We start from the raw sequence: 22,985 nt of genomic DNA on the forward strand, positions 1-22,985 counted from the left end.
GGTTCCTCATCGGTGGTGCCGGTGTTATCTGGCTATCCCTATGCGGCGGCGCCAGCGACGGCCGCTTAGCACCACTGGATGGTGCGGCGGCGATTGATGGCGAAGTCTGCCAGCTCCCGCAGCGCGGCAAGCCTGTCCTCTGAATATCCGACCGGCCGGCCCATATGGACGATGGTCACACCGCCCAGTCCCGTCTCCTGGCGCGCGGGGATCCCGGCATCTGACGGGCTGACCGCCTGGGCCAGCAGAACCCGCCCAAGGAAGTCCTCGGCGGATACGGAACCGCTGAGGCAGCCGCCCTCGTCGGACTCGGAGTCAAGCCCGAGAAGCTCCAGCAGGTGCCGGGCGTTGACGTTGGTGACGTTCAGGTCCGGGGCGGGGTCCGACTCGATGGCCTCGATGTGCATCAGGCCAAAGGAGCAGCAGTCCACATCGCCGCAGACAGCGAGGCCGCCGGTGTAGCCGTGCGCGTCCAGCTCACCCTGCAGGAACACTCGGGCGTCCTCATAGGAACCGAAGCGGTGCTCCGTTCTGCCGTTGTCGTGACCGCAGGTGAAGGCGAAGCCGGTAATCGGGCTGGGCTCGGTGCTGAAAGTGATGGACATTTTTTGAGTTCCTCTCGGATGCGAAGACCGGAGGCTTCCGGTACTACTCATGTGTGCGGAGGGCAGGGGATGTCTTCCCACACGAGACGCACCTGGCCAAAAATGTTCTGCACCCCTGGCGACTTCTATTCGTGCGGCCTGCGGTAGTACAGTCTTCACACCGGGCGGACCGCCGGGCCAGGAGGCAGACGCCATGATGGACAACACCCGTTCAAACACGTGGTTTAAGCGACAATTCGATCGGGCTGGAGCAGGGCTAACTGAGCAGCTTCCCTTTATCCGCACGATGTTGGCTGCCATTATTATCGGGTCTGCTCTGCTCCTCAGCCTGCTTGAAGTCGGGGCAGCTCTATTCAACGCAGGTTCGGGTGTTGCCTCTGAGGCGACGAATACGGCCAATTTCTCAGCCGGTACAGCCCCTGAGCAGTCTGTTCTGAAAATTGTCTTCCTGTTTATGCTGATGCTCTCACTTGTCGGGTACGGGCCCTATTTTGGCCAACGTGTTACCCGATGGGGGATGGCAGGGTTCTTTGCCGCATTTGCCTGGACTCTGGCCGGCATGGTTGGCGCCCAGTTGCTTGTAGCCCTGTGGCCCTCACCCGGGACCAGCGGCGTGACGGGAAACGTCGCCCAAGTATGGGCTCGGCAGACAGTTCTCGATCGCTTCGTAAGGGCCTCCTACGCAGCCTTCATCGAGGAGTTCCTGCTGGTCGCTGTTCCAATCGGAGCGGTGATAGCCGGGTTCAGTCTGACGCGTCAACTTCGTTCAGAACAGGCATCCGGTGAGGCTGGACGCATCAGCGCCTTTGCGCCCGCGGTCATTGCCGCCGCGGTCGGTTTTGCCTACATTTATCCACGTAGCGTCCTTCACTCTTACCAGGGGGCAAACGCGGTCCGAAGCGCCGCACTTTGGACGGCAATCAATCTGACCGTCTATCTGGTATACCGGTCCGTCTGGCCGCTTATCCTCGCCCACTTCTTTTTCGATTTCTTCATCGCCGGCGAACCCTGGGTGTCTTGGACGTCCCCTATCATCTTGACCATGCTCCTTCTGATGGCAGCCAGCTGTCTGCAGTTGCTGTCAAGGTCGAGCAATAACAAATATGGGCTGGTTCCCACCCCGGCCCTTCAATTGGGGTAACTGGCCCGGCAACGACCCGGTGACCTCATCGCGCCACCACCAGGCGTTCCCGATGGTGCTCTTTTCGGACAGGGTCTTGGGCCGGGGGAAGAGGCGTCTTAGCCTCTATTTGTGCCGTGGCGCGGACGGCGTTCCCCGCGTCATTCCCACCAGGTGGCGCGTGCAGGGCGAAGCTTCAAGATGTCACTGGGCGTTTCGAACAGCCCCAGATGCTCGGCCACCCAACGGACATCGTCGGGCACGAGCGGGACAATGTGGTCCACAGCTTCAGCGAAGGTCAGGTACGGCCTGAGGGCTGGAGTCCCCTCAGGACTGACGATCTGGGCAAGCCGGTCGAGCTGATGAGTGTCGTCGTCTGTGGGGTTTCCGCGCTGGTGGACGCGCATGATCGTGGTGGCGTGCTGGTTGAGACGTTGACCGCCGAGAGCGTCCATCCACAAGCCGCCGTAAGGGTGGAATCCCCATCCGGTGTACTCGATCGAACTGGTCTCGTCTTTGGCGAAGGAAAAATCCATATCGTCGTCCTGCCGGTACCATGAGTCCGCGGACTCTGCCGGCAGCACGATCAGCGTCCCGCCGTTGAGGCTTTCGGTCCAGATGACGCAGTCTCCCAGGGTGGCGTCGTCGCGCCCGTTCAGAGTAGAGCCGCAGAATTCAAGCTCAGTGCTCAAATCCTCATCCTCCGTTGTCTTCGCTTTGGCCAGAAGCCACGCGGCGTGATCCACGAGGAGATACTTAGCGGCCTCGCCTTCCCTGTCGATCGGGTCCTCCGCGCATGGCATTGCCCAGCCGATCGCCTTGTTAATCCTGAAACCCATGGTCGTCCTCCTGCTCTGCAGCCTGCCGTCGAGGCCTTTCGGAAACCATGTGTGCGGAGGGCGGAGAAGAGCTCCCCGGCCGGGTGCGCAGGGGAGCTCTCCTATCGATTGCACATGTGGAGGTGCCGGTATTGAAACCGGGTCCACTGTCTGATTCCGAACTCTTCTACGGGTGTAGTCCGCCTTGGTGCTTATCGACCCGGACAGTCCATGGCGGACAACGGACCGTCCCGGTCTAGCTGCTGATACGAATGCCGGCCCGCAGCGCTGCCGTCATTCGGGTGTCCTTTTTGCTGATGCCTAAACCGCGGCCGAAACCATTTGCCTGATGCGGTTTGAGACAGACCACGCATGGGGTCCCGGCTCCGTCAGGAGGCCAGGGCGTAGTCGTTGCGAGTTGCGTTGGCATCTCTGGGTGCCCGGATTTTTGAAAGGATTCCCGTGCGCTTCCTTACCCGCTTCTTTCCGGAATGATCAGACAATGTCGAAACCTGTCACCCCCTTTATAAGGCCGCCGAAGCAGCCTCGTGAGGACCAGCGGACTCGAACCACTGACCTTGGGGATAGATGAAGGGCACCCTCCTATCCCCCGCTCTACCACTGAGCTAGGTCCCCGTACACGGTTTCCGGCCCCCGAACAGAACCGGTCACCGCTTACCGTTTTGATCCCCAGCTCGGCAACTGGCTGCTTCGTTCACGAACTACCTCCCACTACGCGGGCGTTCAGCCGGGCGGAAGCACCCGTGCCGTGCCCGTGTTCGGCGGGCCTGACTTCTCTCATGTGTACGGCAGATAAAGAATGTCTCCCCACGCGCCGTTCCACCGACTGAGCTACGCCTTTCGGCGCATTTGGGTGCCCGTGCCATCGGCGGGATTCAAACCCGCGACCGGCGGATTAGAAATCCGCTGCTCTATCCGCTGAGCTACGAAGGCGTGACGGCGCACAAGGCGCCTCCGAGCCGGCGACGGGGATCGAACCCGCAACCTCCTGGTTGGAAGCCAGGCGCCCTACCTTCGGGGCTTCGACGGCATTGATACTGCTGGGCCCGCTACAGGCGCCAGGAGATCCCTTTTCCGAGTCGAATGGTGACCCGGCCGCGGGAGTTGACAGTGATGGGACCGGCCTTGCGCGACGCCGAGATGCCCGACTTGGAAACGTTCAGCCGGGTCTTCTTGCCGAGCTTCATGGTCTTGCGGAAACTGAGGCCCACGGGGTCTCCTTCGATAGTTGGACTGTCTGGGTGAACTTCATGTGTGCGGCGAGAGGGAGATTCGAACTCCCGGCCCGGTTTCCCGGGCGACTGTTTTCAAGGCAGCTGCGTTTGGCCGCTCCGCCACCTCGCCATTCTTTTACTGCGTCGGGGTGACAGGATTTGAACCTGCGGCTTCCTGCTCCCAAAGCAGGCGCTCTACCAAGCTGAGCTACACCCCGTTGCGCACTGATGGCCGTAGCCGGAACGTGCAGTTCCATGAGCCTCCTGCCGGATTCGAACCGGCGACCCTTCGCTTACAAAACGAACGCTCTGGCCAGCTGAGCTAAGGAGGCAGGTGGAGGCTTTCCTGCCAGGCCTGGCTTTGGGCCTCCCGCCGTATCGTGGCGTTACCCCGTCCGCGTTTTTGACGCCATCCGTTGCCGGGGACCTTGGTTTGCGGAATCCAGTGCCTGCACAGGGACTCGAACCCCGGACAACCTGCGTGTGAAGCAGGTGCTCTGCCAACTGAGCTATACAGGCGCTGACCTATGTTTCATTCCGCCGCCGTTGACCGGCCGGCCCGTCGGCGGAACTTGGACCACCGGCCCCTTGCGGGCTCTTCGACTGCGCATAGGCCTACGCAGCGGTGTCCAACACCTTCCATGTGTGCGGCATCCGGAGAAAGTCTCCCCGTCATCCCATGCGCCGAAGGAATACCCGCCTGAGATCACCACGAAGGATGGTCCAGTGCAGCTTCCGTCGTGCCCGCCCCCGGACTTGAACCGGGAACAATGACTGCATTTTGAGTGCAGCGCCTCTACCAATTGGGCCAGGCGGGCGAGATGTTTCATGATGCGTGCGCTCAGAGGGACTCGAACCCCCGACCTCCGGTTCCGTAGACCGGCGCTCTATCCAACTGAGCTACGGGCGCGCAGCTCCAGTGGGTATTGATCCCCCGTCACCGACCTGAGAAGCCGGCGTCCCGCCATCAGACGATGGAGCCAAGTTATTGCGAGCCCTCATCTCTATGAATCGGGCAATTGTGTTGAGGGTGAGTGACGGGGCTCGAACCCGCGACCTCCTGGACCACAACCAGGCGCTCTGCCATCTGAGCTACACCCACCATGCGGCGCACACCGCCGCGTTTTCGCGTGCCAACGGCGGCGCCTCAAACCCGATGCCGGGATTGATCCGGCGACCTCGTTCTTACCAAGGACGCGACCTGCTGCTGAGCTAAGCGGGCGGACCTTGCAAGGGGTAATCCCCCGCGGAATAGATGGGATTCGAACCCGCGTTCTCCCGCGTGACAGGCGGGTGCTCTAGGCCATCTGAGCCACTACTCCATATCCGGGCTCTTACCGGACCGCAATGCGGTGCTTGCATTCGCTGCGCCGACAGGGTTCGAACCTGTAGTCTCCTGGGCCAGAACCAGGCGGATTGCCAATTTTCCCACGGCGCATCAACCGGACTTTTACCGTTCACCCAGAGCGGGAGCGACCCGCATCGTGGTGAGCTTTCTGCCAGCCTGTGAGCGCCCGCTATGCGTTTCTGCATAGCCACACACCAGTACGGACAACGCTCCCGTCATTGGACTCGAACCAATAACCTGCCGATTAACAGCCGGCTGCTCTGCCAGTTGAGCTAGACGGGACTAGCGGGATATACCCGCAGTGGCCATCCAGGGATTTGAACCCCGGGCCTCTTCGTTATCAGCGAAGCGCTCTAACCAAAGCTGAGCTAGATGACCGTGCACGCCCGGCCGGAGGTGCATCCGAACAGGGTATGAGCCTGCCCGGCGCCGGCTGGGCGCCTCCACTTTTACCCCATGCACAGGGGCGGGGAGCGGATCCCACATTTGGAGTGCAGCACGTCCCGCCGGCGATCCTCGAGGTTCATCCCGCCTGGCGATCCGTGCTGCACTTTGTACCCCCAGCAGGATTCGAACCTGCGTCCCTTGATTAAGAGTCAAGTGCTAAAGCCAACTCAGCTATGGAGGCGTGATGCCGTCTTTCCGGCTGTCATTTATGCGTGGGCCCGGCGGGGCTCGAACCCGCGACATCTCGATTAAAAGTCGAGAACTCTACCAACTGAGTTACAGGCCCGTCATTACTGCTTCCCGATGAACGCTTCGATCTCGGCCATGTGGTCCCTGGTGAGGCCGTGCGCAGTCTTCGGGCAGATCACAAGCACCGGGATGTCCAGCGATTTCAGCCAGGCCAGCGAAGCTGGATCGAAGTTGATGTCGTCGTCCATCCATACGAGCTTGTCAGGTCGGTTACGGGCGACGTAATCACGGATTTTCGCCAGCTTCCACCAGTTTCCATTCGCCGGGTCGTCATCTTCCACACCCTGAATCATCTCCCAGCCTGCGCCGTCGAGCCCTATCACTGGTGCCAGCTGTTCCGGTGCGCCTTCCTCCCAGGCCGTCAGCCATTTGACGGTGACGTCCGGGTGGGCCGCGATCCGGTTCATCGCCTCGACCACGTCTTCGGACCAGTACCCGGGAAACGATCCGGGGATCGTCACGTGATGCCAGGGTCCGGTCCAGCCGGTGTGTTCGGCCGGCGCCGGGGTGAAGCGGTGATCGGACCAGGCAACAAAGATACCGTCAGCGTCGGAGTATATGGTGACGTTCACTGTTCTCCTCTTTCGTTGCCAGGTGACCAATGCCGGGCGGGTGGCGGGTGACATCCAGTGTCCTTCTTAGGGATCTTCTCCCTGGATTCATTCCGTTTCCCAACCCAGCCGTGGAGCCACGGGGACTCGAACCCCGAACCCCCTGCTTGCAAAGCAGGTGCGCTACCAATTGCGCCATGGCCCCATTCGGACCGGCAACCCGGTCCTCGTCTTGATGGGTTCTTGATGAACCCTTGATTGATCCTTGCGGGATTCTTGCGGATCAACGTGGAGATAAAGGGATTCGAACCCTTGACCCCCTGCATGCCATGCAGGTGCGCTACCATCTGCGCCATATCCCCCTTGCACTGGAGTATTACCCCGGATGCAGAGCGTGCTTGTCCCTACTCCCATGTGTACGGCGTCTGAGAGTGCTCTCACCGCTGGCACGCAGGGAACGGATCGGTACCTCCGGAGCGGAAGCTGCACGGTCGCACCTGTACACGTGAAACCCGCGAACAGCGTGCCGGGGAGAGGCCGGCACTGACAGCTGGCTGGCCTCTCCTTGTTGCCGGTATCTCATCCAGCAAGTGCCCATCCCCGGACTTGAACCGGGACGTCCCGAAAGACATAGAGGTCTGAGCTCTACGCGTCTGCCAGTTTCGCCAGACGGGCGTTGCAGAGGCCGGGTTCGTGCCCGGCGGAGGCTGCCGGGCTCCCCTACTCTGCGCGTGGCGGATACTGGATTCGAACCAGTGTAAACATTGAAGCTACCTGATTTACAGTCAGGTCCCTTTGGCCACTCGGGTAATCCGCCAAAAGTCCCCGGACCGGCCTTCAGATCTAACTCTGCGCGCCGGCCCGGAAACTATTTGATACTTGTTTATGTGCGCAGAAAAGTAGCATCACCGGAATTGGCATTCCGATAATTTTTCCGCTCATATTTCACGTTCACTATGGAGTTCTCAAATCACAAATGCATCTCTTGCGAGTGCTGTATTACGCGGGGTGGACAGGGCTCGAACCTGCGGCCTGCGAGTTTGGAATCCGCTGCTCTACCAACTGAGCTACCTCCCCTAATGCCGGGTGCTCCGGCGAGGTGGCGGTCTGGCTGTCCTCATCGGGACAAAAAGAAGACCGCCTCGGGGTTGGACTTACCCGAAGCGGCCTCTGGTGGACGGTTATGCCGTCACAATTTAGAGGATATTTCGGTGCCTTGCATGATCGTTCCACTGCTGCCAGGTATTTCCGTAGGCTTTCGCGGATGATGCCAACGCCGGCTTGCTCGTGGGCAGGACATAGCTGCGGCCGCATACGGCTGAAATGCTGAGCGATGATGCGTGCATGGTTTGTCCTTTCCTGAACAATACTGACCCTGATGGCCTGCTGAGAAAACTCTAACTGAGAGATATGGTTTTTGTAAATTCGAAATCTCTCACGAGATCCGAGGTGGCAGCTCCCTTATCGAAAGTAATGTGTGCGGCAATTTCGAAAAGTGTCATCACTTCCTGAAACAGTTTGCACCTTTCGTCATTCCGCCGGAATCGATAGGGGCGCCGAGAGTGTTTCGATCTCCCGGCCAGCGCCACGTAACCAGCCACTGATTGCGCGACAGACCGGCTTTTTCATTTGCCTGGTCGCCCGTCTCTGGCTGCCTGCCAGGCCGCCCGGCTCAGATACAGGGACGCCCACCACAGGCTGCCGCCAACCAACAACGCGACCAGTCCCTCCCAATGAAACCCGGACATTTGAAAGGCACCTGTCACGAGCAGGGCCACGGCTACTGCGGCCATGACGTACCTCATGCGCTCCTACCAGCTGTCCGGGGCATTCACAGGCCTGTGACGAGAGCGTCTATTGAGATGTGCCGGTCTTTGATGCCGAAGGTGCTGCCGCCGCACAGCGAGTAGATGAAGACGACCGGGAGGATCATGACCCGGAGAACCATCATCCAGCCAGACCGGAAAATCCCCATGCGTCCACCGGTGCTTATCCGGAGGGTGCGGGTCCCGGAGGCGAGCTGGCCAAGGGACCGGTGATAGGCGGTAGCGAAACCGTAGACGAGGGCGGCCGCCGGCCAGCCTGCCAGCGCAAACAGTTCACGCGCGTACGGGAACGGTGCCGGCATCGTGAACGACAGGAACAGATAGAAGCCCATTGCCGTCAGAACAACCAGAACGACGTCCAGACCCCAGGCGAGCAGCACTTCGCGGTCCCGTGCCGGAGCCACGATCCGACCGTCGCCTAGGGTGATGAGCTGGGCGTCGGCAGGAGCCAGCGGGAGGTCTGCCGGCTCTTTGAAAGATTCGGCAGTCTCCGGTGCCGGTATTTCTGTTGTCGAAGTCATGAAGGTATCCGTTCAGGGGTCAGGTCGGTGTCGGACAGCTCTTAGGGTTCACCTATCTGGGGCACAGCAGAGAAGCCCGTCAGGGTTTGTCATCCCTATGCGGTGGATGCGGTGACGGGCCGCAACCGTTTTTGCCGGCGCACGAAAATGGGCCGGGGCTAACTGGCTGCCCGTTGGCACGCTATGTGGTCGGCGATTGTCGTTCATTGGTTCTCCTGCGGGCTCGCCACTGCAGAAGATTTGGGTGTCTGGGCGTGGAAGTCCAGATTTTCGAGCCAGCCGGTCAGTTCCGCATCCGGGTCAATGAGGACTTTGTCGTTGCCTGCCGGGTGTTTGAAGAACAGGATCCGGGTGCCGGCTTCCTGTTTCTGGGCGTGAGCGACTCCGGGCTCAACAACGTAAAAGTCACCGGTCCTCAAAACGTGGATCTGCCCGGTGTCCAGATTGAGCAGCAAGGCGCACCCGTTGAGGATGTACTGGTACTCGCGCTGCTGCGGGTGCAGATGTGGCTGATCGGCGGTGTCCACGGGGTAGGAAGACATGCCAACTTCGACGTCCCCGTACGGCAGGTGCTCAAGGTCCTGGGGTCTACCCAGCGGCCCTGCCAGGTACTGCCGTTGGTTTCCGGTGAGGGATTCTTCAATGGCGGAGCTGCGGACAACTCCTACCCCTGCCGTTTCTGTCCGGGGATGTTCAAGCTGCCCCACGCTCACCCGTCCACCGCCAGATCTTCAGGTGTCAGTGCTGCCATCTTGTCGATGCTGTAGTACCGCCACATGTTGCCGTTGCTGCCACTGACCCGGCTGGTGCGCAGCGGGGAATCCTCTTCCTGGTATTTGTCCGGGATCAGCGACAGGCTGCCGAGCTGGGCAACTTTCGCGCGCGATCCCTCCCAGATGGTTCGATCATCCCTATCAGTGATCCGCACCGTCATCTCTTCAGGATCATATATCTGGCTGCTGGAACGGTACGCCGAGATCCTGTGCGCACCGCGGAACCGTTTCTTCAGACCCTTGGCTGCCGCGGTGACATCCATTGCTCCGACCTGTGCGGAAAGCACTCTGCGGGCTGCGACAAGATCTGCGCAGATTGCGGGTGTGGCGGTGTTGAGGGACAGTTCCGGCTCCGTGTGGATGCCGGCAGCGAACTGGCCGCCGGTGCGGATGCCCTTGGGCTGGCGTGATGTGCTCATAACCAGTCTGTGTGCGGCAGCTGATAATCGCGGTGGAGGTGAAGCAACAAAAAGCCCGCCACAGGATTAGTGGCGGGTTCTTTTCGTGAACGGGTCAGTGGTTGTAACTGTTCCGGATGAGTGTCCCGAGCCTTTGCCGGGTTGAGTGGTCGGCGTACCCGGAGTATTCGGAAGCCCAGGTGTTGAAATTCTCCGGATTGATGGTGCTTCCTTCGGCGAATGTCTCGTACACCGTGAAGTTGAGGTTCCCGTCTTCATCCACGTCGACGGCGTTGTCCGGGATATGCGATGCGGGGGCTGGCCAGGGTTTAGGTCCTAGCCCTGTGAATTTCTCGATGCCGCTTTGTGCGGCCTGGCGGGCGCGGCGGTAGCTCCAGTCATCGAACTCGTACAGGTCTTTGATGTTAGCCTCCGCCGCCAACATGTAACGCAACTCCAGCAGGTGGCTTTCGGGGGCAATCCGGGCCGCTGCGGACGGCTCAATGAACAGCGGGACAGAGGGCCGTCGCAGCGGCCCTTTGTTAGTCAGTGTGATCGTGGCGATGCCACGAATACCGTGGATGTCACAGCCGATGATGCGGGGACTACCGGGAACCAGTGTGGAGAGGTCCAGTACCTGCCCAAAGGTCAGGGGTGAGTCGGGAGACCTGGACGGTTCCTGGTCGGTGATGGCAGTCATGGTGTCCTTGCTGCGAGTTGGGGAGTCGGGTGAAGTTTACGTCAGCGGCGGTCCCGGATTGGTCAGCGCTGCGCCAAGCCGCTCGTGTGGATCGGTATTTCATCTCCGGGGTGCCAGTTCGCGGTGTGCCGCTGAAGCACGCCAATTCCGTGGCTATCACCCGTTTTCATGCCGGACGATGATCTGCCGGGCCCTCACTGTCCGTGCTTTTGGCGCTGTCTTTTAGATGCCCAGGCGGTCCAGGTAGTCCGGGTGCTTGGGGTCGTTGAGCTCGTAAGCCAGCACACCGTCCTCCTCGGGGATCGTCGTGCGGGGTGCTGCCCGGTAGGCGCCCAACTGCTCTTTGTACTCGGCATCGATGGCGTTCTGCACCAGTTGTTCCGCCAGGAACTTCCCCAGCAGGTGGGCCTCGTCGACGCCAAGCTCACCGATCCTGTCAAGGGCCGCGTTGACGTTCTCGTCGCAGGCTGCGGCATGCTCGACCAGCTCGGCGTCGCCGTCACCTTGAAGTTCTTCGAACGTATACGGGCAGTCAGTAATGGCCTGCCGGCCGGCGGAGGCCCGCTCGGCAGGACTGGTTACGGTAGGTGCGGCAGAAGGTGAGGATGTCATAAACCCCATGTGTGCGGCATATGGGGAATCCTGCATCACCTGAAAGTTCTGGAAGGTGCCGAAGGAGTAAAGCTCCGGCCCAGGTCCGTTACGGGCAGTTGAGGTGTCCTCCGGAACCCAGTAAGGTGATCGCTCCTAAGGTCATTCCGCAGATGATCTTCCCATTCCGGATCATGCCGATGAGCTCGCCATAGCTGTACCACTCGATCTTCGCTCCGGTTTCATCCTCGACGTGGCCGGGGCGAAGGTGCTCGATGCCGTGCACGGTCTTCCAGACCGCTACCTGAGTGGTCAGGATTCCGGTGTCGGGCCGGAGAGTGCCGAGTCGTATCGCCGAACTGTACTCCAACCCTGTTTCTTCGATGAGTTCGCGGGGCGCCTCGTCAAGAGACAAGTCCTCGGCTCCACCGCGCGGGAACTCAAGGGTGAACTCCCCGATCGGGTAGCGGTACTGGCGGACCAGGCCCAGATGCGGGGTGCCGCGGAAATTCACGAACGGGATCGCAATGACGCCCGGACCGGTGCCGGAGTTGACCGTGGAGTAATGGCCGAGGGCGCCGTTAGGGAAGCGGATTGTGTCCGTGTCGACCCGGAGGAATGCGTTCTCCAGAACCGTCGCGCCTTCCAGCCGTTCGATAACCCCCTGGAACCACAGCGGCCTGGATTTTGTTGATCATTTCCGTGATGGGTCCGGGAGCCACCGGGGCCGGTGCGGTCTTTTCGGGGGTGGTTACGGTAACGGTCATGGTCATGCCTTCCCGGTAGGGGCGATGGGTGTGTGGCGCCACGCCGCGAGACGCAGTTTGGCGAATGCTTTGATGTAGACGGTGCCGTAACCTGTGCCGGACTCGTGAGCAAGGTACCCGATGTTCACCGCATCGGTAGGGTCACCCCGGTGAGCGATGAGAGCGTCGATCCGGGATTCCAGAGCGGTGACCGGGTGGGAGGTGAAGTCCGGATTCTCGTCTTCGCTGACCTCAGCGCGTGGTGTCGTGAGGGCTGCGTTGCGTTCGTTGACGGTCGCCATGTTGTGCAGCTCCCGGCGCTGCCAACTTTCGGGCTGCAGCTCCTGATTTTTCATCATCTGTCCGTACCATTCCTCACCGACGTGCGGGAACGTCGCCTCAAGGGCGCGCCGGTACTCTGCGGCACTGGAGCCGATCTTCGCCGCCGCTACCTCGTAGGTGTCCTCCGCTGTGGTGATGTAGTGGCTTTCGACAGCCAGTCGGCGTTCACGAATGGTTTTGAGCTCGCGGGCTGTGGCGGCACCGAACTGGTGAGCCTTGGCTCCGCTGCGTTTGATCCGGTCCGTGGCGACGTCCATCGAGTCGTCCCGATCGGCCTCTGCCCGGATTGCCGTCTGTGTTTCCTCGTCGTGGACAACGTTGAAGTCATCCCCTGCCAAGGACTCGTCCAAAGCAATGCGTGCATAACTGCGGCGCTCTCCGTTGGAGGGCTGATCCTCGTAGACGAGGTTGAACCACTTCGGGTCTGACGGCACCGAAATGGCCGGCGCCGGCGTGGGTGCTGCCAAAGTCAGGTCTGGTTCGGCGCGGGTGTCTGGCGCAAACTGGCCACCAACAGGCACTCCTTTGGGCTGACGGGCTGTGGTGGTCACGTGCTGCTCCTTAGCTTTCATAGGTAAACATGCGTAGATGACGGATTTTCCGGATGCCGGCAGGAGAACTGCGGAGTGGGCGAACGGCTGGTGGAAAGGTCGTACCTGATCTGTGTGCGGCTAGATCATTCCGTGACGAAGCCATCAGCCTGCTGGTCGGCACGAAACCGGTGCGGACAATCCGCGCAGGGCCCGCCGTTGATCAGAAGTATGCGCACCTGGCTCGCAAAAGCAGCACGGCCCCAAACTCCATTGCTGGGGTTCAGGGCCGGTGCTGTGGCAGCCTTTCGGTGATCAGGCTGCGGCGTCAAACCGTTCAAGGGTCTGGCTGACGGCGGCTTCGTCCAAAGTCTGGGTGATCATCATTCGCTGACGTTCGCATTCGCCGGCAAGTGCAGGGTAGGCGGAGGCGATCTCCTCCAGGCAGCTGGCCTTGAGTTCCTTGTTGTACCAGGATCGCACGTCCGAGGTGGTGAACCTTTTCCGTAGCAAGGACTGGTCATAGACAGTCCGGACGTGCCGGAGGTAGTTCACGGTGAGTCGATCCACGGTAGCGGGATGCATCCTGGGTAGGTCCATCGGGTTCCGGTGTTCGGCGATGGCGATCAGCCGGTAGCTTTCGTAAGCCAGACCACGGAGTTCTTCCAGCGTCTCGTCACACTGGAGCGTCACTTTCAGTGCGCGGGCGGCACGGATGACTTTGCGCATTTCGGCTTGCCCGCTGAGACGGACTTCCCGACGGACCCAGGGTTTGGAGGATGTGTAGGCTGCCACCCGACCGCGGCCTTTGCGGATCTTCTGCACGGTCTCTGGTTGGTCCTCTGTGGCGAACGGGGAATGCTGGGTGATGCGCATTGCGTGCCTTTCTTGTCTTCATTGGGGCCTCTAACCAGGCCTAAGCTGCCGGCACCACCGCTTCATCCAGTTCGCACAAAGCGCACAGCGTGTATGCACCGTTGGTGTCGCGGCAACCTCCACTGCAGGAAATGCAGAGAAAAGCCCGTTCACGGACCGCGGCTGCTGACTGGCGCGTTGTTGTCATACCTGGAATGTGTGCGGCGCTCAGCGGGTCGCTCATCGCCGTAAAGCCGAAAGCCCGGCAGACAGGCAGCCTGCCGGGCTTTCGAAAGGGTTGGTCAGCGCATCAACGCGGGGTAGGAACGCTGCTCCATCTGGGAGCTGATCTGCTTAACCGTTTCCAGCCCGACACCGACAATGATCAAAATCGCGGAGCCGCCGAACGGGAAGTTCTGGTTTGCGTTCAAGAGCACCAGGGCGATGAGCGGTATCAGTGCGATGACGCCGATGTAGAGGGCGCCGGCTGTCGTGATCCGGTCCGAGACGTACTTGAGCAGCCGTTCGGTTGGCTTGCCGGGACGGAAACCGGGGACAAAACCGCCGTACTTCTTCATGTTCATAGCAATCTCCTTAGGTTCGAAGGTGATCGACACGTAGAAGAACGAGAATCCGATGATGAACAGTGTGTAGATCACCATGTAGACCGGGTGGTCCCCTTTGGTCAGATTGGTAATGACCCACTGCGCCCATGCGGGGCCGCCGCCGGACTGGTTGCCGGTGAAAAAACGGGCGATCAGGCTCGGCAGCGACAGCAGTGTTGAAGCGAAAATGACGGGGATGACACCGGCCATGTTGACCTTGATCGGCAGGAACGTGGTGTTCCCGCCCAGGGTTTTGCGGCCGACGACCCGTTTGGCGTAGACGACAGGGATGCGGCGCTGGGATTGCTCAACGAGAACGACGAGCGTAATGGTGACCAGCCCGACGGCGATGACGGCGGCGAAGACTCCCCAGCCCTGTACCCGTCCAATGGTGCCCAAAGCGGTGGGGAAACCGGATGCGATGGATGTGAAGATCAGCAGAGACATGCCGTTGCCGATGCCGCGCTCGGTAATCTTTTCACCCATCCACATCACCAGGACGGACCCTGCGACGAGGGAGATGACCATGATCAGGGACGTCATGAAGCCCTGGTCGGTAACGATCGGGAGGGGGCAGCTGCCCAGCAGGTTCCCGGTGCGGGCCATGGTGACAATAGTGGTCGCATTCAGCGCTGACATGCCGACGGCAAGGTAACGGGTGTACTGGGTAACGGTTGCCTGGTCGCCGTTGGCGTGCAGCTCCTGCAGCCGGGGAACGATGACTTTCATCAGCTGCATCATGATCGACGCTGTGATGTACGGCATGACACCCAGGGCCAGGATGGACACGGAGAGCAGGGCGCCCCCGGAGAACATATTGACCATGTCGTAGATGCCGCCGGAGCTGCCGCCCATGGACAGGCAGGCCTGGACGTTGGAGGCGTTCACACCCGGGGCTGGGATGAAGGAGCCGAGGCGGAAGATAGTCAGAACGCCCAAGGTGATGAGCAGTTTTCTGCGCAGGTCAGGGGTCCTGAAGACGCGGGTAATTGAGTCCAGCAAAAGCCGGCCCTCCTTGAAATAATGCCCGAGGGCTGGATGGTTAGTGGCCGGTGAACCGGGTAATGATGCCCAGGCCCATGATGGCGACGGCCCAGATGACGGATGCGGCGATGGTGAACCGGGTGAGGTTCTTCTCTGCGACGCCGGTCGAGTTCAGGCTGTTGGTCATACCGCCGCCGAACATGCCGGAGACGCCGCCGCCGGATGCTTTGTGCAGCAGGATGAAAGCGCCCATGATGATGCTCAATGCGACGACGAGCACCTGCAGGCCGATAGTCAGAAAAGTCATTGGTGGTTCCTTAGGTGAAGTGGGTCGCGGATGGACATGCTCTCGGGCCCGGGTAGCCCTATGCGCTCCGCGACGTGACGGGCGTTCCCAGTGGGCAGGTGTCAGGTGTTTCAGATGCCGATCAGTCAGAGTTCAAGACCATCCTGCTCACGGGCGATGTCCGCGGCGGTGCAAAGGACGAGCCGGACCATTGCGCGCACCTGCTCAGGACTTGCCCCGGGACCGTTGTTGTCCGTGATGCGGGCGGTAATGGCGCCCGTGTCGGAGGACAGCCGCTGGATGCGGCGGGAATCGTCGAACCGGTCGGCCAGGATGAGGGCGTCGGTGGCAGCGGTTTCACCGATCGGGTTCCCGGAACCGTCTACGGCAAGGCCAGCGACCTGGAAGCGGGGATCACGTTGCGGCGCGCGCTCCTGCAGGCCACCTGACGTCCGGACCTCGGATGCGAGCCGGCTGACGGTGCGGTCCACGCAGCCGACATAGGTCTCTGCCCGGTACGCCTCTTCGTAAAGTTTCCAGCGATACGGGACGGTGTGCAGATAATCGTAGAGCTCGTGGGTGCCGGCGAGGCCGAACTTGTCCCGCAGGACGTCAAAGGCGTCCACAATGGCGTTGCCAGCGGCCGAGTGCAGATGGCGGAGGACCTGGCCGACATTCTCCGAGGTCTCCATCCGCCGGAATGCTTCGGTCCCATGGCGTTCAGTCTTGATGTTTGACGCCAGTGAGGTCAGGACGGCCGCAATTTCGGGGCCAAGGTCAGTGGGGGTATTTTCGGTCATAACCGTCATGTGTGCGGACAATGTGAGATCCTTCCCCAGGGGGTTCGCGTGCCGGCCGCCGCGGGCCGGTAAACGGCCGGCGCCGCACACATGAGGCTCACAGCCCGCTGCAACCGGCAGCCGGCTTCCGGCACTATTGGGGGAAATTCATGTTTGGTCTTTTGAAACGTCTGCAGCGCACCCGAAAGCGGCAGTTTTTGGCAGGGCCTGTAGCTGCTTGCGTCGTTCTTTCTCTGGCACTGAGTGGGTGCACACCACAGCCGAAGGCGTCCCCGGCGCCGGACAAAGTGGTCACAGCCTCACTTTCCACGGGTGCAGATGTCTCCGTGGTCTTTCCTGGCCACAGTGATGTGAGCGCCAAAGTAGAGCCGCGGGAAGTGACACCTGAAATGACGGAAGCCTTGCCGGGCCCAGCAGCCCACCTTTCCAATCTCGCCGAGTTCTCAATCACCGCGGGATCATTTCCGGCATCGGGCGCACAGATCTCGTTCGTCCGGAAGACACCGCCGCCTTCCGGGTCATTCTCAGTTATTGTGCACTGGAACGAAAAAGACAAGACCTGGGAGCCGGTGAAAACCAAGCAGTCAGAGGACCGGCTCACACTCACTGCCACCGTCGCGCACTTCTCCTCGTATTCGGTCATCGACTTCTTCAAAGACGTCGGCGGTGTCTTCACCGGCGGCGGCATGGCGTCCGTCCAGAAAGTCATCAACGGAACCGGCCAGTGGCTCGGCGTTCAGGCTGCTCCGCCTACCTGCGAAAATTTGGCCAGGCCCGAGTGGGCGAAAGTTCTGGGAACGACGGACATCTCCAGCATCATCACCTCATGCATGTCCGGCAGCATAAAACACCCGGACAACCTCATCGTCAAAGTCACCATCAACCGCAGCTACGGCGGATACTTCAGCACCCCAGTGACACCTGTCAGCGCCAGTCTGGACAGTTCCGATGTTGCTGGCTCTCCCTCCGCAGTCGCTGACGCCGCGACCTCAGACATCGAGGCAAAAGGATACTTCGACTGGAAAACCGTGGGTGCCATGATGCTTAACAGCGGAATGATGAGTCCAGAGAACGAGACTGCCAACATCTACCCCGTGATGCCGTTCGGCACGTATACCTTCGAATTCACTAAAGAAGACATACTCCTGGCATGGCCTACGATCAAAAGTCAAAACAAGCAGCTGATCAGTTTTGACACTAATTGGCAGCTGGCCCTCGCGGGCGCCCTTAGTGGAGTCATGGACGCTACAGTCGCCGCGACCGATTACAACAACATGGAGAAGAAGAAAAAAGGCGAGAAAGAAAAATTCACGTATCTGATCACCGCGTTGCAAATCAATGATTGCCTCAAGACTGTAGGCACCATATTGACCGCGTTGCACCTGCCCAGCGGAGACGATTTGCTCTCGATCTATAACTGCGTCACACTCGCCACCGACGAGCAGATCCTGGCCCTGAGCAAACGCGCCGGACTAGGCGATGTTGCGGCAAAATACCAAAAGGCTGTACGCGAAGCCGGCAAAAGTCTTTTTGCTTATGTTGCCGGTGTTGAGATCGGTGCCACGGTGGGAACTGCCATCAATGATCTCACTGCCGCTAAAACTGACAGGCATCTGTATTTCAAACCGGGTGACAGTGTAGAGAAAATTTTTGATGCGGCCCCGTGGGCCTGGCACACTACGTCCGACCACGCGTACCAGTTCCTTATCCCATCGGACTGGAAGGTCGTTCCGGGGCCAAAGCCTGCCTATAGCGTTGCCGGGGCGAATGAGAGCGTTGTCAATGACAAAGGCGACGACATGTCTGTCTTTGTCTCGGGCGCCCAGCTGGCAAGCGACTTCGTGATGTACGGCCTCACCCAGAAGACTTTGGATTACGCGCCGGTTCCCAAACTGAAACCGGTGGTCAACGGATCAGTGAACGGGCTCGTTTTTCAGGGGTTCAAAGTCGCGGACCGTCCGTGGGGCGGCACATTGAGTGTCAACTCGTATTCCGCATCTGATCTGGACCACGAGAGAGGCATGGGTTTCGTCAGTTCGGATTCGCGGCCCAATTCCAGGATGGGCGGCACCTTCGCGCATTCCATCAATGACAGCACAGTCCTCGCCGACGTAAGCCCTGACCTGACAGGAATGGATAAGCTGACGGCCTACATGGGCACCACTGAATACCTGAAAATTAAGACGATGCTGACCTCTCTGCGGAATTACACCGGGGACGGCGGATAGGCTGCATGCGGATTCATGGCGAAGGGCAACCCTCCTGCTAGCAGAGCCTCATGCGGGTTGTTGCGGATTGGTCCGCAACTGAGGACACAAGAAAGCGGCTGGACCCTTACGAGTCCAGCCGCTTTCTTGTGTTGTGGTGAGCTTTACTTCTTTTTGAACGTCAGATCGAAAGCCGGGACGGGTGTGTCAAGGCTGACGGTGCGAGGTGCGGCACTACTGGTGTTGTCGTTCACGCCGGCTGCGTTCAAAGCCAGGCTGACGCTGAAATCGCCTACACCTGCGGGGACTTCCAGTACGATGGTCGTTTCGCGTTTCGAGCCGTCAGAGTTATTTTCCCCACCCCCGTCGATCCTGGTGGCATCGCTGCTGAACGCTGTGCCGGAGACATTCTTCACCGTAGCAGAGGTGACCGTCGTCGTCGCCGTGTAACTCGCGACAATGGAGCCGTTGCCCATGCGCGCCTTGTTCTCGAAGGAACTGGTACCACATGTGCCGCTAAGCACCAACCATGCCTTGCCTTCGGGAGCCCAGCCGGCTTTCTCGTTGTAGGCGGTGCGGGTCGCGGAGAAGTCACCTGGGTAGAACTTGGCGTGGGTCCCGAGGTCTTCGCCAACCATGATCGACGCAAGCTTCGGTGCCGTCGCCTGGGACGCGTAACCGTCATAGAAGGCGGTCGCCTTCGTCTCCAGCTTCCCGTCCGCGAAGGTTACCTTCTGGGTGAATCCATCGAAGGTGACAGCCAAGGCAACATCTTTACCGTCACCGGGCAACACCATCGACAGCTTGCCGTTCTGGACCTGCCCAGCAGGGTAGGTCTTGCCGCCGGAAACAAGGGCGAGCTCAGTCTTGAATGAATCTCGCCGACTGCCCGTGCTGATATCCACTGACGCGAACCTGTTCCCGTCGCCGGCCTTGACCCGGCCGTTCCCGCTGCCGACACGGTTGGAGATCTTCAGGTTGTTCAAAGTCATCGACACATCAGGTGTTACTACCGAAATCCCCGGTGTGGTGTCAGGCGTGATCTGAGAGCCCCAGATAGCCTGCCCTGCGTCGGACGTCTTGGTGTCCGGTTCCGGGACCTTCAGCCCGTCCGGGGCTTTCTTGCCATCGGTGCGGTACAGGGTTGCGTTGGCTGCCGGTTGGCTGCCCGACGAGAAGGAGTCCGTGGCCGACAACTGGACTTTGTCTGTTCCATCCCCGGACGGCTTCCAGTCCATTTCCTCCCAGACCTGGTCGTCAGCGCCGAGGTAATGGATGGGTCCGCAGAGGGCTTTGTCGACCAGAACGCCATCGCTGGTGGTCTGGGCGTAGCAGCGGGAATCCTTATCGACGTTGGACTTCGGAGCGCCGGCACGTTGCTGGGCCCAGGAGGTGTCCGCAGCTGCGATGGCTTTGTCGAGTCCTGTGACTTCGGAGCCGTCGAGGGTGATTTTCGGGCTGCTGGAGCAGCCGGTCAAAATGGTGGCGGTCAGCATGACGCCACCGATGATGGCAGCTCCTGCCCTGATTGGTTTCTTAAGCATTGTTCCCCATGGTTTTCTGGTGTCGGAGTGGTCCATCTGACGGGGTGCACCTAGGTGACCTGCACCGGATGTGTGCGGCAGGACACGTTGATGTCACCGGTACAGACGTCCCGGCTCCGGCAGAAAACCTGCCGCCCCCGGATGAAAGTAGATCGGTTGGATGGCTCCAACGTCAAGCCGCCGCACCGAGCGGCCGTCCGGAACGGCGGCGGGAAACAGCCGAGAGGACATCGTGGTCCGAAATGTTACGGCTGAGCCCGTCAAAGGCAAGCCGGTACGCGCCGTTGTACGCCCGCGAAATCCGGTCAGGAACCAGCCCTGGCCTGAGATGCGGTTCTGGTTCGAGTAACTGCTGCAGCCGTGCCGGGTTGGGCCGTCTGGCGGCCTTGACGCCTGTGGCAGCCATCGTGTCCCAGGGGTTGCCGAGGGTGTTGATGCTGGCCCGACCGTCGGGTTCAATGTCGAAGGCGGCGTGGCTGAGCGCGGCGAGGTTGGGTCCGGCAGGGGTGATGAGCGTGTGGACCGGCATCAGTCCATGCTTGAGGGCTTTGAAGGGCCCGCCGAGCAGGAGCCGGTCACTGGCAGTGTAGGGGGCTTCACGCAGCGGGATGCGCATGGGGCCTGCAACGGAAGCAAGCACCTTTGCCATGCTCGCCGTGTCCATGAACGGGGCGCCTTTGACTTCGAGCCAGAGCTGGTGGTCGGGGAGGTAAAAGTCCGGCAGGTAGAACAGCTCTTCGCCGACCTGGTAGAAGGACGGTTCGTAATCCCAGTTCACGTCCAGCAGGTCCATGAAGACTGCCCAGCGGGCCTCGAGCCGGGAGCGGAAGATCCGTCCGGAGTAGGAGACCTCCATGGCTTTTGGTTTAGGTGTCCGCGAGGTGCGTGATTTGCTGCCGGTGCTGCGGGCCGGTGGTCGACGCGCAGTGGAGATCTTGGCAGCGGTTCGTGTCCGTGCCGGAGCTGTTGCGGTCTTAGCTGCCGGGGCCTTTTTCGGAGCTGTTTTCGCCGTGGCGGCTTTTTGGGAGGTGCCGGTCCGGGGCGTTGTCCCCTTCCGCGACGGCTGTACTGCGGTCCTGGTTCCGGTTCCGGCGGCGCCCTTTTTGGGGGCGGCCTTCGGCTTCGTGGGTGGAGCTTTGGGTGCGGTGCGGTTTGGCATGTTTCCTCCTGCATCCAAACATGCGCAGAGAACGCCGGGACGGCTGTCGGGGCAGAATCGCGACCCTACCGGTCGTTCCCACCAAACGACCGTCACCCTACCACTTGGTCGAGTGGGAAAATCCCCGGAACGGCGGGGAATATAGGGCCCCTACTACTACTACTCTACTTAAACGACCTTAAATAGATATATATATATAAGGGGCCCCTTGCTCTCTGCCCTTCAGCCCCTCCCCCTTATAGAGAGAGTACTTTTCTCTCCATATATATGTCCCTCCCCAGGTAGGTTTGGTCGAGTGAGGGTCCGGCACCCGGCAAAATCCGCGCCAGCACTGGGATGCAGGCCTGTTGTGTTGTGCGAGTGAGGTCCGTTTCACCCGTGATCGGGCCGTTTTGGCGGTGGAGTGGCTTCAAAGGTGAGAGACCACAGATTTGGTTTCATGTGATAACCTAAGGAACGATACCGACCCCTAGAGACGAGGGTTATCACATGGCTCCCAAATAGGGGGCCATTTCGTGTTAACGGGACGTGCTTGAGATCATCCGCAAACGTCAAAAGAAAAAGCCCCGCCGGTGTTTCTTCGACGCCGGCAGGGCTCTTATCGTGTCCGGTTGTTCAGGTAGACCAGCTCGCGGCCGGTGCCGCGTCCTTGTACGCAGGCTTGTACACACCGGCGACGGAGTCCCAGCCGTAGCCCCCGGAGTCGCTGTCCAGGTACGCACGGCCCGTTTGGGGTGCTTCCGCTTCGTCGTAGCCGACACGTGTCAGGGTCCTCTTCAGGGGTGCCGGGAGAATCACTTCATGGCCCGAACCGTTCCACTTGTCGATGAGCAGAACATGCGGGGTAGCGAACTCCAGAACCTTGGATCCGTCCGTTTCCGCGGACTCCCCACGCGGGGTCGGCACTGCATCCTCGAGCGCCCCGTACCAGATCACATCCAGCTGTACACCCTCATGCCAGTCGAAGGGTCCCTCGTTGACCAGGGCCCCGATTTCTTCCTGGACAGCGTCAGCTGAGGTGTCCATTCCGGAGGCTTCCAATAGATCGCTGATGGCCTTTTTCCGGGCCTCGAACCCGCCGTCGTCAAGGTGATGCCCGGAAGCTGCGGCGCGGTCCTTCAGCAGCGGTTCAGGGGCGCCGAGGGAGGTGCGCATCAGCTGGTCCGGGGTGTTGCGGAGCAGGCCCTGGACAGGGTCCGAGTCGTCCCTCTCCTCGACAGCACGGCGTGCCTCGTCCTGCTCATCGTGGTCAAGGTCATCCCATTCCCGGTCGAAGGATCCGGCTTCGACAGCTGCCTCCAATTCGGCCTTAGCGACCGTGACCGCTTCGTCGTAGGCGCTGTCGGAAAAGTTCTCGTCGACATCATTTTCGGCCGCTGTCCACTGACCGGCGAGAATCATGGTCATCTGTTCTTCGGTGAGCCGATCGTCGTAGGCGACGTAGCGGAGGCTGACAAAATCCTGGTTGCCGGCGAGGATACTTGCCGCGTCCGGCTCGGCCACCGGTGTCTTCCTGCTCTCCAGGGTGACGTACGGCTCTGCATGGGTAGTGGCGGCGAACTGGCCGCCTGTGGGGATGCCTTGAGGCTGGCGTGCCGTATTTTCAGTCATACCCGTTGTGTGTGCGGCACGCGCCGGTACCGGCCACGCAAAGGCCCTGCAAGGAAATGCTTCCGCTCCTGCAGGGCCCGCGCATCCGGATGGGCGCCAGTCTAACGCCACGTTCGGGGAACAATCCAGCGTAC

General features: G+C 60.6%; 21 protein-coding genes, 20 tRNA genes and 1 pseudogene. 2 read left to right on the forward strand and 40 right to left on the reverse strand.

Features of this window, described 5'->3' with window-relative positions; translation table 11 throughout:
- Positions 1-65 precede the first annotated feature (65 nt).
- A complete protein-coding gene (locus tag IV500_RS06195; protein ID WP_196395958.1) occupies positions 66-605 on the reverse strand; it encodes a hypothetical protein in 540 nt (179 codons plus the stop codon).
- A gap of 193 nt (positions 606-798) precedes the next feature.
- Between IV500_RS06195 and IV500_RS06200 the strand changes: the two genes are divergently transcribed.
- Positions 799-1,746, forward strand: coding sequence for a hypothetical protein (locus IV500_RS06200; RefSeq protein WP_196395959.1), 948 nt, complete (start codon positions 799-801; stop codon positions 1,744-1,746).
- A 140-nt stretch (positions 1,747-1,886) separates the two neighbouring features.
- On the opposite strand, the gene IV500_RS06205 is transcribed toward IV500_RS06200, so the two are convergent.
- The 36 genes and pseudogenes from IV500_RS06205 to IV500_RS06385 all read right to left on the reverse strand — a co-directional run bounded on the left by IV500_RS06205 (position 1,887) and on the right by IV500_RS06385 (position 16,330).
- Entirely contained in the window at positions 1,887-2,564 is a 678-nt protein-coding gene (locus IV500_RS06205; RefSeq protein WP_196395960.1) for a hypothetical protein, read from the reverse strand.
- Positions 2,565-3,092: 528 nt separating this feature from the next.
- Positions 3,093-3,179 (reverse strand): annotated as a pseudogene (locus IV500_RS06215).
- A gap of 245 nt (positions 3,180-3,424) precedes the next feature.
- Positions 3,425-3,497, reverse strand: a tRNA-Arg gene (locus IV500_RS06220).
- Positions 3,498-3,521: 24 nt separating this feature from the next.
- A tRNA-Gly gene (locus IV500_RS06225) sits at positions 3,522-3,594 on the reverse strand.
- 19 nt (positions 3,595-3,613) lie between these two features.
- Entirely contained in the window at positions 3,614-3,775 is a 162-nt protein-coding gene (locus tag IV500_RS06230) for a DUF4236 domain-containing protein (protein ID WP_196395961.1), read from the reverse strand.
- Between the two features lie 46 nt (positions 3,776-3,821).
- Positions 3,822-3,908 (reverse strand) — tRNA-Ser (locus IV500_RS06235).
- A 14-nt stretch (positions 3,909-3,922) separates the two neighbouring features.
- Positions 3,923-3,996, reverse strand: a tRNA-Pro gene (locus tag IV500_RS06240).
- A gap of 40 nt (positions 3,997-4,036) precedes the next feature.
- Positions 4,037-4,110 (reverse strand) — tRNA-Thr (locus IV500_RS06245).
- Between the two features lie 114 nt (positions 4,111-4,224).
- Positions 4,225-4,297, reverse strand: a tRNA-Val gene (locus IV500_RS06250).
- A 222-nt stretch (positions 4,298-4,519) separates the two neighbouring features.
- Positions 4,520-4,596, reverse strand: a tRNA-Leu gene (locus IV500_RS06255).
- An 18-nt stretch (positions 4,597-4,614) separates the two neighbouring features.
- Positions 4,615-4,688, reverse strand: a tRNA-Arg gene (locus IV500_RS06260).
- A 119-nt stretch (positions 4,689-4,807) separates the two neighbouring features.
- A tRNA-His gene (locus IV500_RS06265) sits at positions 4,808-4,880 on the reverse strand.
- A gap of 48 nt (positions 4,881-4,928) precedes the next feature.
- Positions 4,929-5,000: transfer RNA gene (locus IV500_RS06270), tRNA-Thr, on the reverse strand.
- Between the two features lie 25 nt (positions 5,001-5,025).
- A tRNA-Asp gene (locus IV500_RS06275) sits at positions 5,026-5,100 on the reverse strand.
- A 43-nt stretch (positions 5,101-5,143) separates the two neighbouring features.
- Positions 5,144-5,216 (reverse strand) — tRNA-Gln (locus IV500_RS06280).
- 119 nt (positions 5,217-5,335) lie between these two features.
- Positions 5,336-5,408, reverse strand: a tRNA-Asn gene (locus IV500_RS06285).
- Positions 5,409-5,428: 20 nt separating this feature from the next.
- A tRNA-Ile gene (locus tag IV500_RS06290) sits at positions 5,429-5,504 on the reverse strand.
- Positions 5,505-5,681: 177 nt separating this feature from the next.
- A tRNA-Lys gene (locus tag IV500_RS06295) sits at positions 5,682-5,754 on the reverse strand.
- Positions 5,755-5,786: 32 nt separating this feature from the next.
- Positions 5,787-5,859, reverse strand: a tRNA-Lys gene (locus IV500_RS06300).
- Between the two features lie 4 nt (positions 5,860-5,863).
- On the reverse strand, positions 5,864-6,394 hold the full coding sequence (locus IV500_RS06305) for an HAD domain-containing protein (RefSeq protein ID WP_312875842.1): 531 nt from the start codon (positions 6,392-6,394) through the stop codon (positions 5,864-5,866).
- 111 nt (positions 6,395-6,505) lie between these two features.
- A tRNA-Ala gene (locus tag IV500_RS06310) sits at positions 6,506-6,578 on the reverse strand.
- Between the two features lie 84 nt (positions 6,579-6,662).
- Positions 6,663-6,735: transfer RNA gene (locus IV500_RS06315), tRNA-Ala, on the reverse strand.
- Positions 6,736-7,105: 370 nt separating this feature from the next.
- A tRNA-Tyr gene (locus IV500_RS06320) sits at positions 7,106-7,190 on the reverse strand.
- A gap of 187 nt (positions 7,191-7,377) precedes the next feature.
- A tRNA-Trp gene (locus tag IV500_RS06325) sits at positions 7,378-7,450 on the reverse strand.
- Positions 7,451-7,998: 548 nt separating this feature from the next.
- A complete protein-coding gene (locus IV500_RS06330; RefSeq protein WP_196395963.1) occupies positions 7,999-8,178 on the reverse strand; it encodes a hypothetical protein in 180 nt (59 codons plus the stop codon).
- A gap of 26 nt (positions 8,179-8,204) precedes the next feature.
- Positions 8,205-8,720 carry a hypothetical protein gene (locus IV500_RS06335; protein ID WP_196395964.1) on the reverse strand — a complete coding sequence of 172 codons (516 nt, stop codon included), beginning with the start codon at positions 8,718-8,720 and terminating at the stop codon, positions 8,205-8,207.
- Positions 8,721-8,923: 203 nt separating this feature from the next.
- Entirely contained in the window at positions 8,924-9,427 is a 504-nt protein-coding gene (locus IV500_RS06340; protein ID WP_196395965.1) for a cupin domain-containing protein, read from the reverse strand.
- A gap of 2 nt (positions 9,428-9,429) precedes the next feature.
- Positions 9,430-9,912: a hypothetical protein gene (locus tag IV500_RS06345; RefSeq protein ID WP_196395966.1), complete on the reverse strand. Its 483-nt coding sequence runs from the start codon at positions 9,910-9,912 to the stop codon at positions 9,430-9,432.
- Positions 9,913-10,006: 94 nt separating this feature from the next.
- On the reverse strand, positions 10,007-10,591 hold the full coding sequence (locus IV500_RS06350; protein ID WP_196395967.1) for a hypothetical protein: 585 nt from the start codon (positions 10,589-10,591) through the stop codon (positions 10,007-10,009).
- A 222-nt stretch (positions 10,592-10,813) separates the two neighbouring features.
- On the reverse strand, positions 10,814-11,203 hold the full coding sequence (locus IV500_RS06355; protein WP_230854573.1) for a hypothetical protein: 390 nt from the start codon (positions 11,201-11,203) through the stop codon (positions 10,814-10,816).
- Between the two features lie 88 nt (positions 11,204-11,291).
- Positions 11,292-11,696, reverse strand: coding sequence for an NUDIX hydrolase (locus tag IV500_RS06360; protein WP_196395969.1), 405 nt, complete (start codon positions 11,694-11,696; stop codon positions 11,292-11,294).
- Between the two features lie 255 nt (positions 11,697-11,951).
- Positions 11,952-12,821, reverse strand: a complete 870-nt coding sequence (locus IV500_RS06365; RefSeq protein ID WP_196395970.1) for a hypothetical protein — start codon at positions 12,819-12,821, stop codon at positions 11,952-11,954.
- A 294-nt stretch (positions 12,822-13,115) separates the two neighbouring features.
- A complete protein-coding gene (locus tag IV500_RS06370; RefSeq protein ID WP_196395971.1) occupies positions 13,116-13,676 on the reverse strand; it encodes a hypothetical protein in 561 nt (186 codons plus the stop codon).
- A 281-nt stretch (positions 13,677-13,957) separates the two neighbouring features.
- Positions 13,958-15,262, reverse strand: a complete 1,305-nt coding sequence (secY, locus tag IV500_RS06375; RefSeq protein ID WP_196395972.1) for a preprotein translocase subunit SecY — start codon at positions 15,260-15,262, stop codon at positions 13,958-13,960.
- Positions 15,263-15,302: 40 nt separating this feature from the next.
- Complete coding sequence (gene secG / locus IV500_RS06380) at positions 15,303-15,551, reverse strand: preprotein translocase subunit SecG (RefSeq protein ID WP_196395973.1); 249 nt, start codon at positions 15,549-15,551, stop codon at positions 15,303-15,305.
- A 125-nt stretch (positions 15,552-15,676) separates the two neighbouring features.
- Entirely contained in the window at positions 15,677-16,330 is a 654-nt protein-coding gene (locus IV500_RS06385; protein ID WP_230854574.1) for a hypothetical protein, read from the reverse strand.
- A gap of 350 nt (positions 16,331-16,680) precedes the next feature.
- On the opposite strand from IV500_RS06385, the gene IV500_RS06390 reads away from it, so the two are divergent.
- The gene (locus IV500_RS06390) at positions 16,681-18,558 is read left to right on the forward strand and encodes a hypothetical protein (protein ID WP_196395975.1); all 1,878 of its coding nucleotides are present in this window, start codon (positions 16,681-16,683) and stop codon (positions 18,556-18,558) included.
- 143 nt (positions 18,559-18,701) lie between these two features.
- On the opposite strand, the gene IV500_RS06395 is transcribed toward IV500_RS06390, so the two are convergent.
- From IV500_RS06395 to IV500_RS06405, 3 genes are all read right to left on the reverse strand, one after another.
- Complete coding sequence (locus IV500_RS06395; RefSeq protein WP_196395976.1) at positions 18,702-20,081, reverse strand: hypothetical protein; 1,380 nt, start codon at positions 20,079-20,081, stop codon at positions 18,702-18,704.
- Positions 20,082-20,253: 172 nt separating this feature from the next.
- Positions 20,254-21,240: a PDDEXK family nuclease gene (locus IV500_RS06400; protein WP_196395977.1), complete on the reverse strand. Its 987-nt coding sequence runs from the start codon at positions 21,238-21,240 to the stop codon at positions 20,254-20,256.
- A gap of 615 nt (positions 21,241-21,855) precedes the next feature.
- Positions 21,856-22,851 (reverse strand): hypothetical protein, encoded by a 996-nt coding sequence (locus IV500_RS06405; protein ID WP_196395978.1) that lies wholly within the window; start codon positions 22,849-22,851, stop codon positions 21,856-21,858.
- Positions 22,852-22,985: the final 134 nt, after the last annotated feature.

The sequence above is a fragment of the Arthrobacter terrae genome, assembly GCF_015708085.1.
In the GTDB taxonomy this organism is placed as follows: domain Bacteria; phylum Actinomycetota; class Actinomycetes; order Actinomycetales; family Micrococcaceae; genus Arthrobacter_M; species Arthrobacter_M terrae.

Coding starts and splice junctions, on each gene's coding strand:
- IV500_RS06370 (WP_196395971.1), bottom strand. CDS start 13,676: ATGCGCATCACCCAGCATTCCCCGTTCGCCACAGAGGACCAACCAGAG.
- IV500_RS06355 (WP_230854573.1), bottom strand. CDS start 11,203: ATGACATCCTCACCTTCTGCCGCACCTACCGTAACCAGTCCTGCCGAG.
- IV500_RS06335 (WP_196395964.1), bottom strand. CDS start 8,720: ATGACTTCGACAACAGAAATACCGGCACCGGAGACTGCCGAATCTTTC.
- IV500_RS06345 (WP_196395966.1), bottom strand. CDS start 9,912: ATGAGCACATCACGCCAGCCCAAGGGCATCCGCACCGGCGGCCAGTTC.
- IV500_RS06200 (WP_196395959.1), top strand. CDS start 799: ATGATGGACAACACCCGTTCAAACACGTGGTTTAAGCGACAATTCGAT.
- IV500_RS06395 (WP_196395976.1), bottom strand. CDS start 20,081: ATGCTTAAGAAACCAATCAGGGCAGGAGCTGCCATCATCGGTGGCGTC.
- IV500_RS06205 (WP_196395960.1), bottom strand. CDS start 2,564: ATGGGTTTCAGGATTAACAAGGCGATCGGCTGGGCAATGCCATGCGCG.
- IV500_RS06385 (WP_230854574.1), bottom strand. CDS start 16,330: ATGACCGAAAATACCCCCACTGACCTTGGCCCCGAAATTGCGGCCGTC.
- secG (WP_196395973.1), bottom strand. CDS start 15,551: ATGACTTTTCTGACTATCGGCCTGCAGGTGCTCGTCGTCGCATTGAGC.
- IV500_RS06400 (WP_196395977.1), bottom strand. CDS start 21,240: ATGCCAAACCGCACCGCACCCAAAGCTCCACCCACGAAGCCGAAGGCC.
- IV500_RS06405 (WP_196395978.1), bottom strand. CDS start 22,851: ATGACTGAAAATACGGCACGCCAGCCTCAAGGCATCCCCACAGGCGGC.
- IV500_RS06350 (WP_196395967.1), bottom strand. CDS start 10,591: ATGACTGCCATCACCGACCAGGAACCGTCCAGGTCTCCCGACTCACCC.
- IV500_RS06330 (WP_196395963.1), bottom strand. CDS start 8,178: ATGAGGTACGTCATGGCCGCAGTAGCCGTGGCCCTGCTCGTGACAGGT.
- IV500_RS06195 (WP_196395958.1), bottom strand. CDS start 605: ATGTCCATCACTTTCAGCACCGAGCCCAGCCCGATTACCGGCTTCGCC.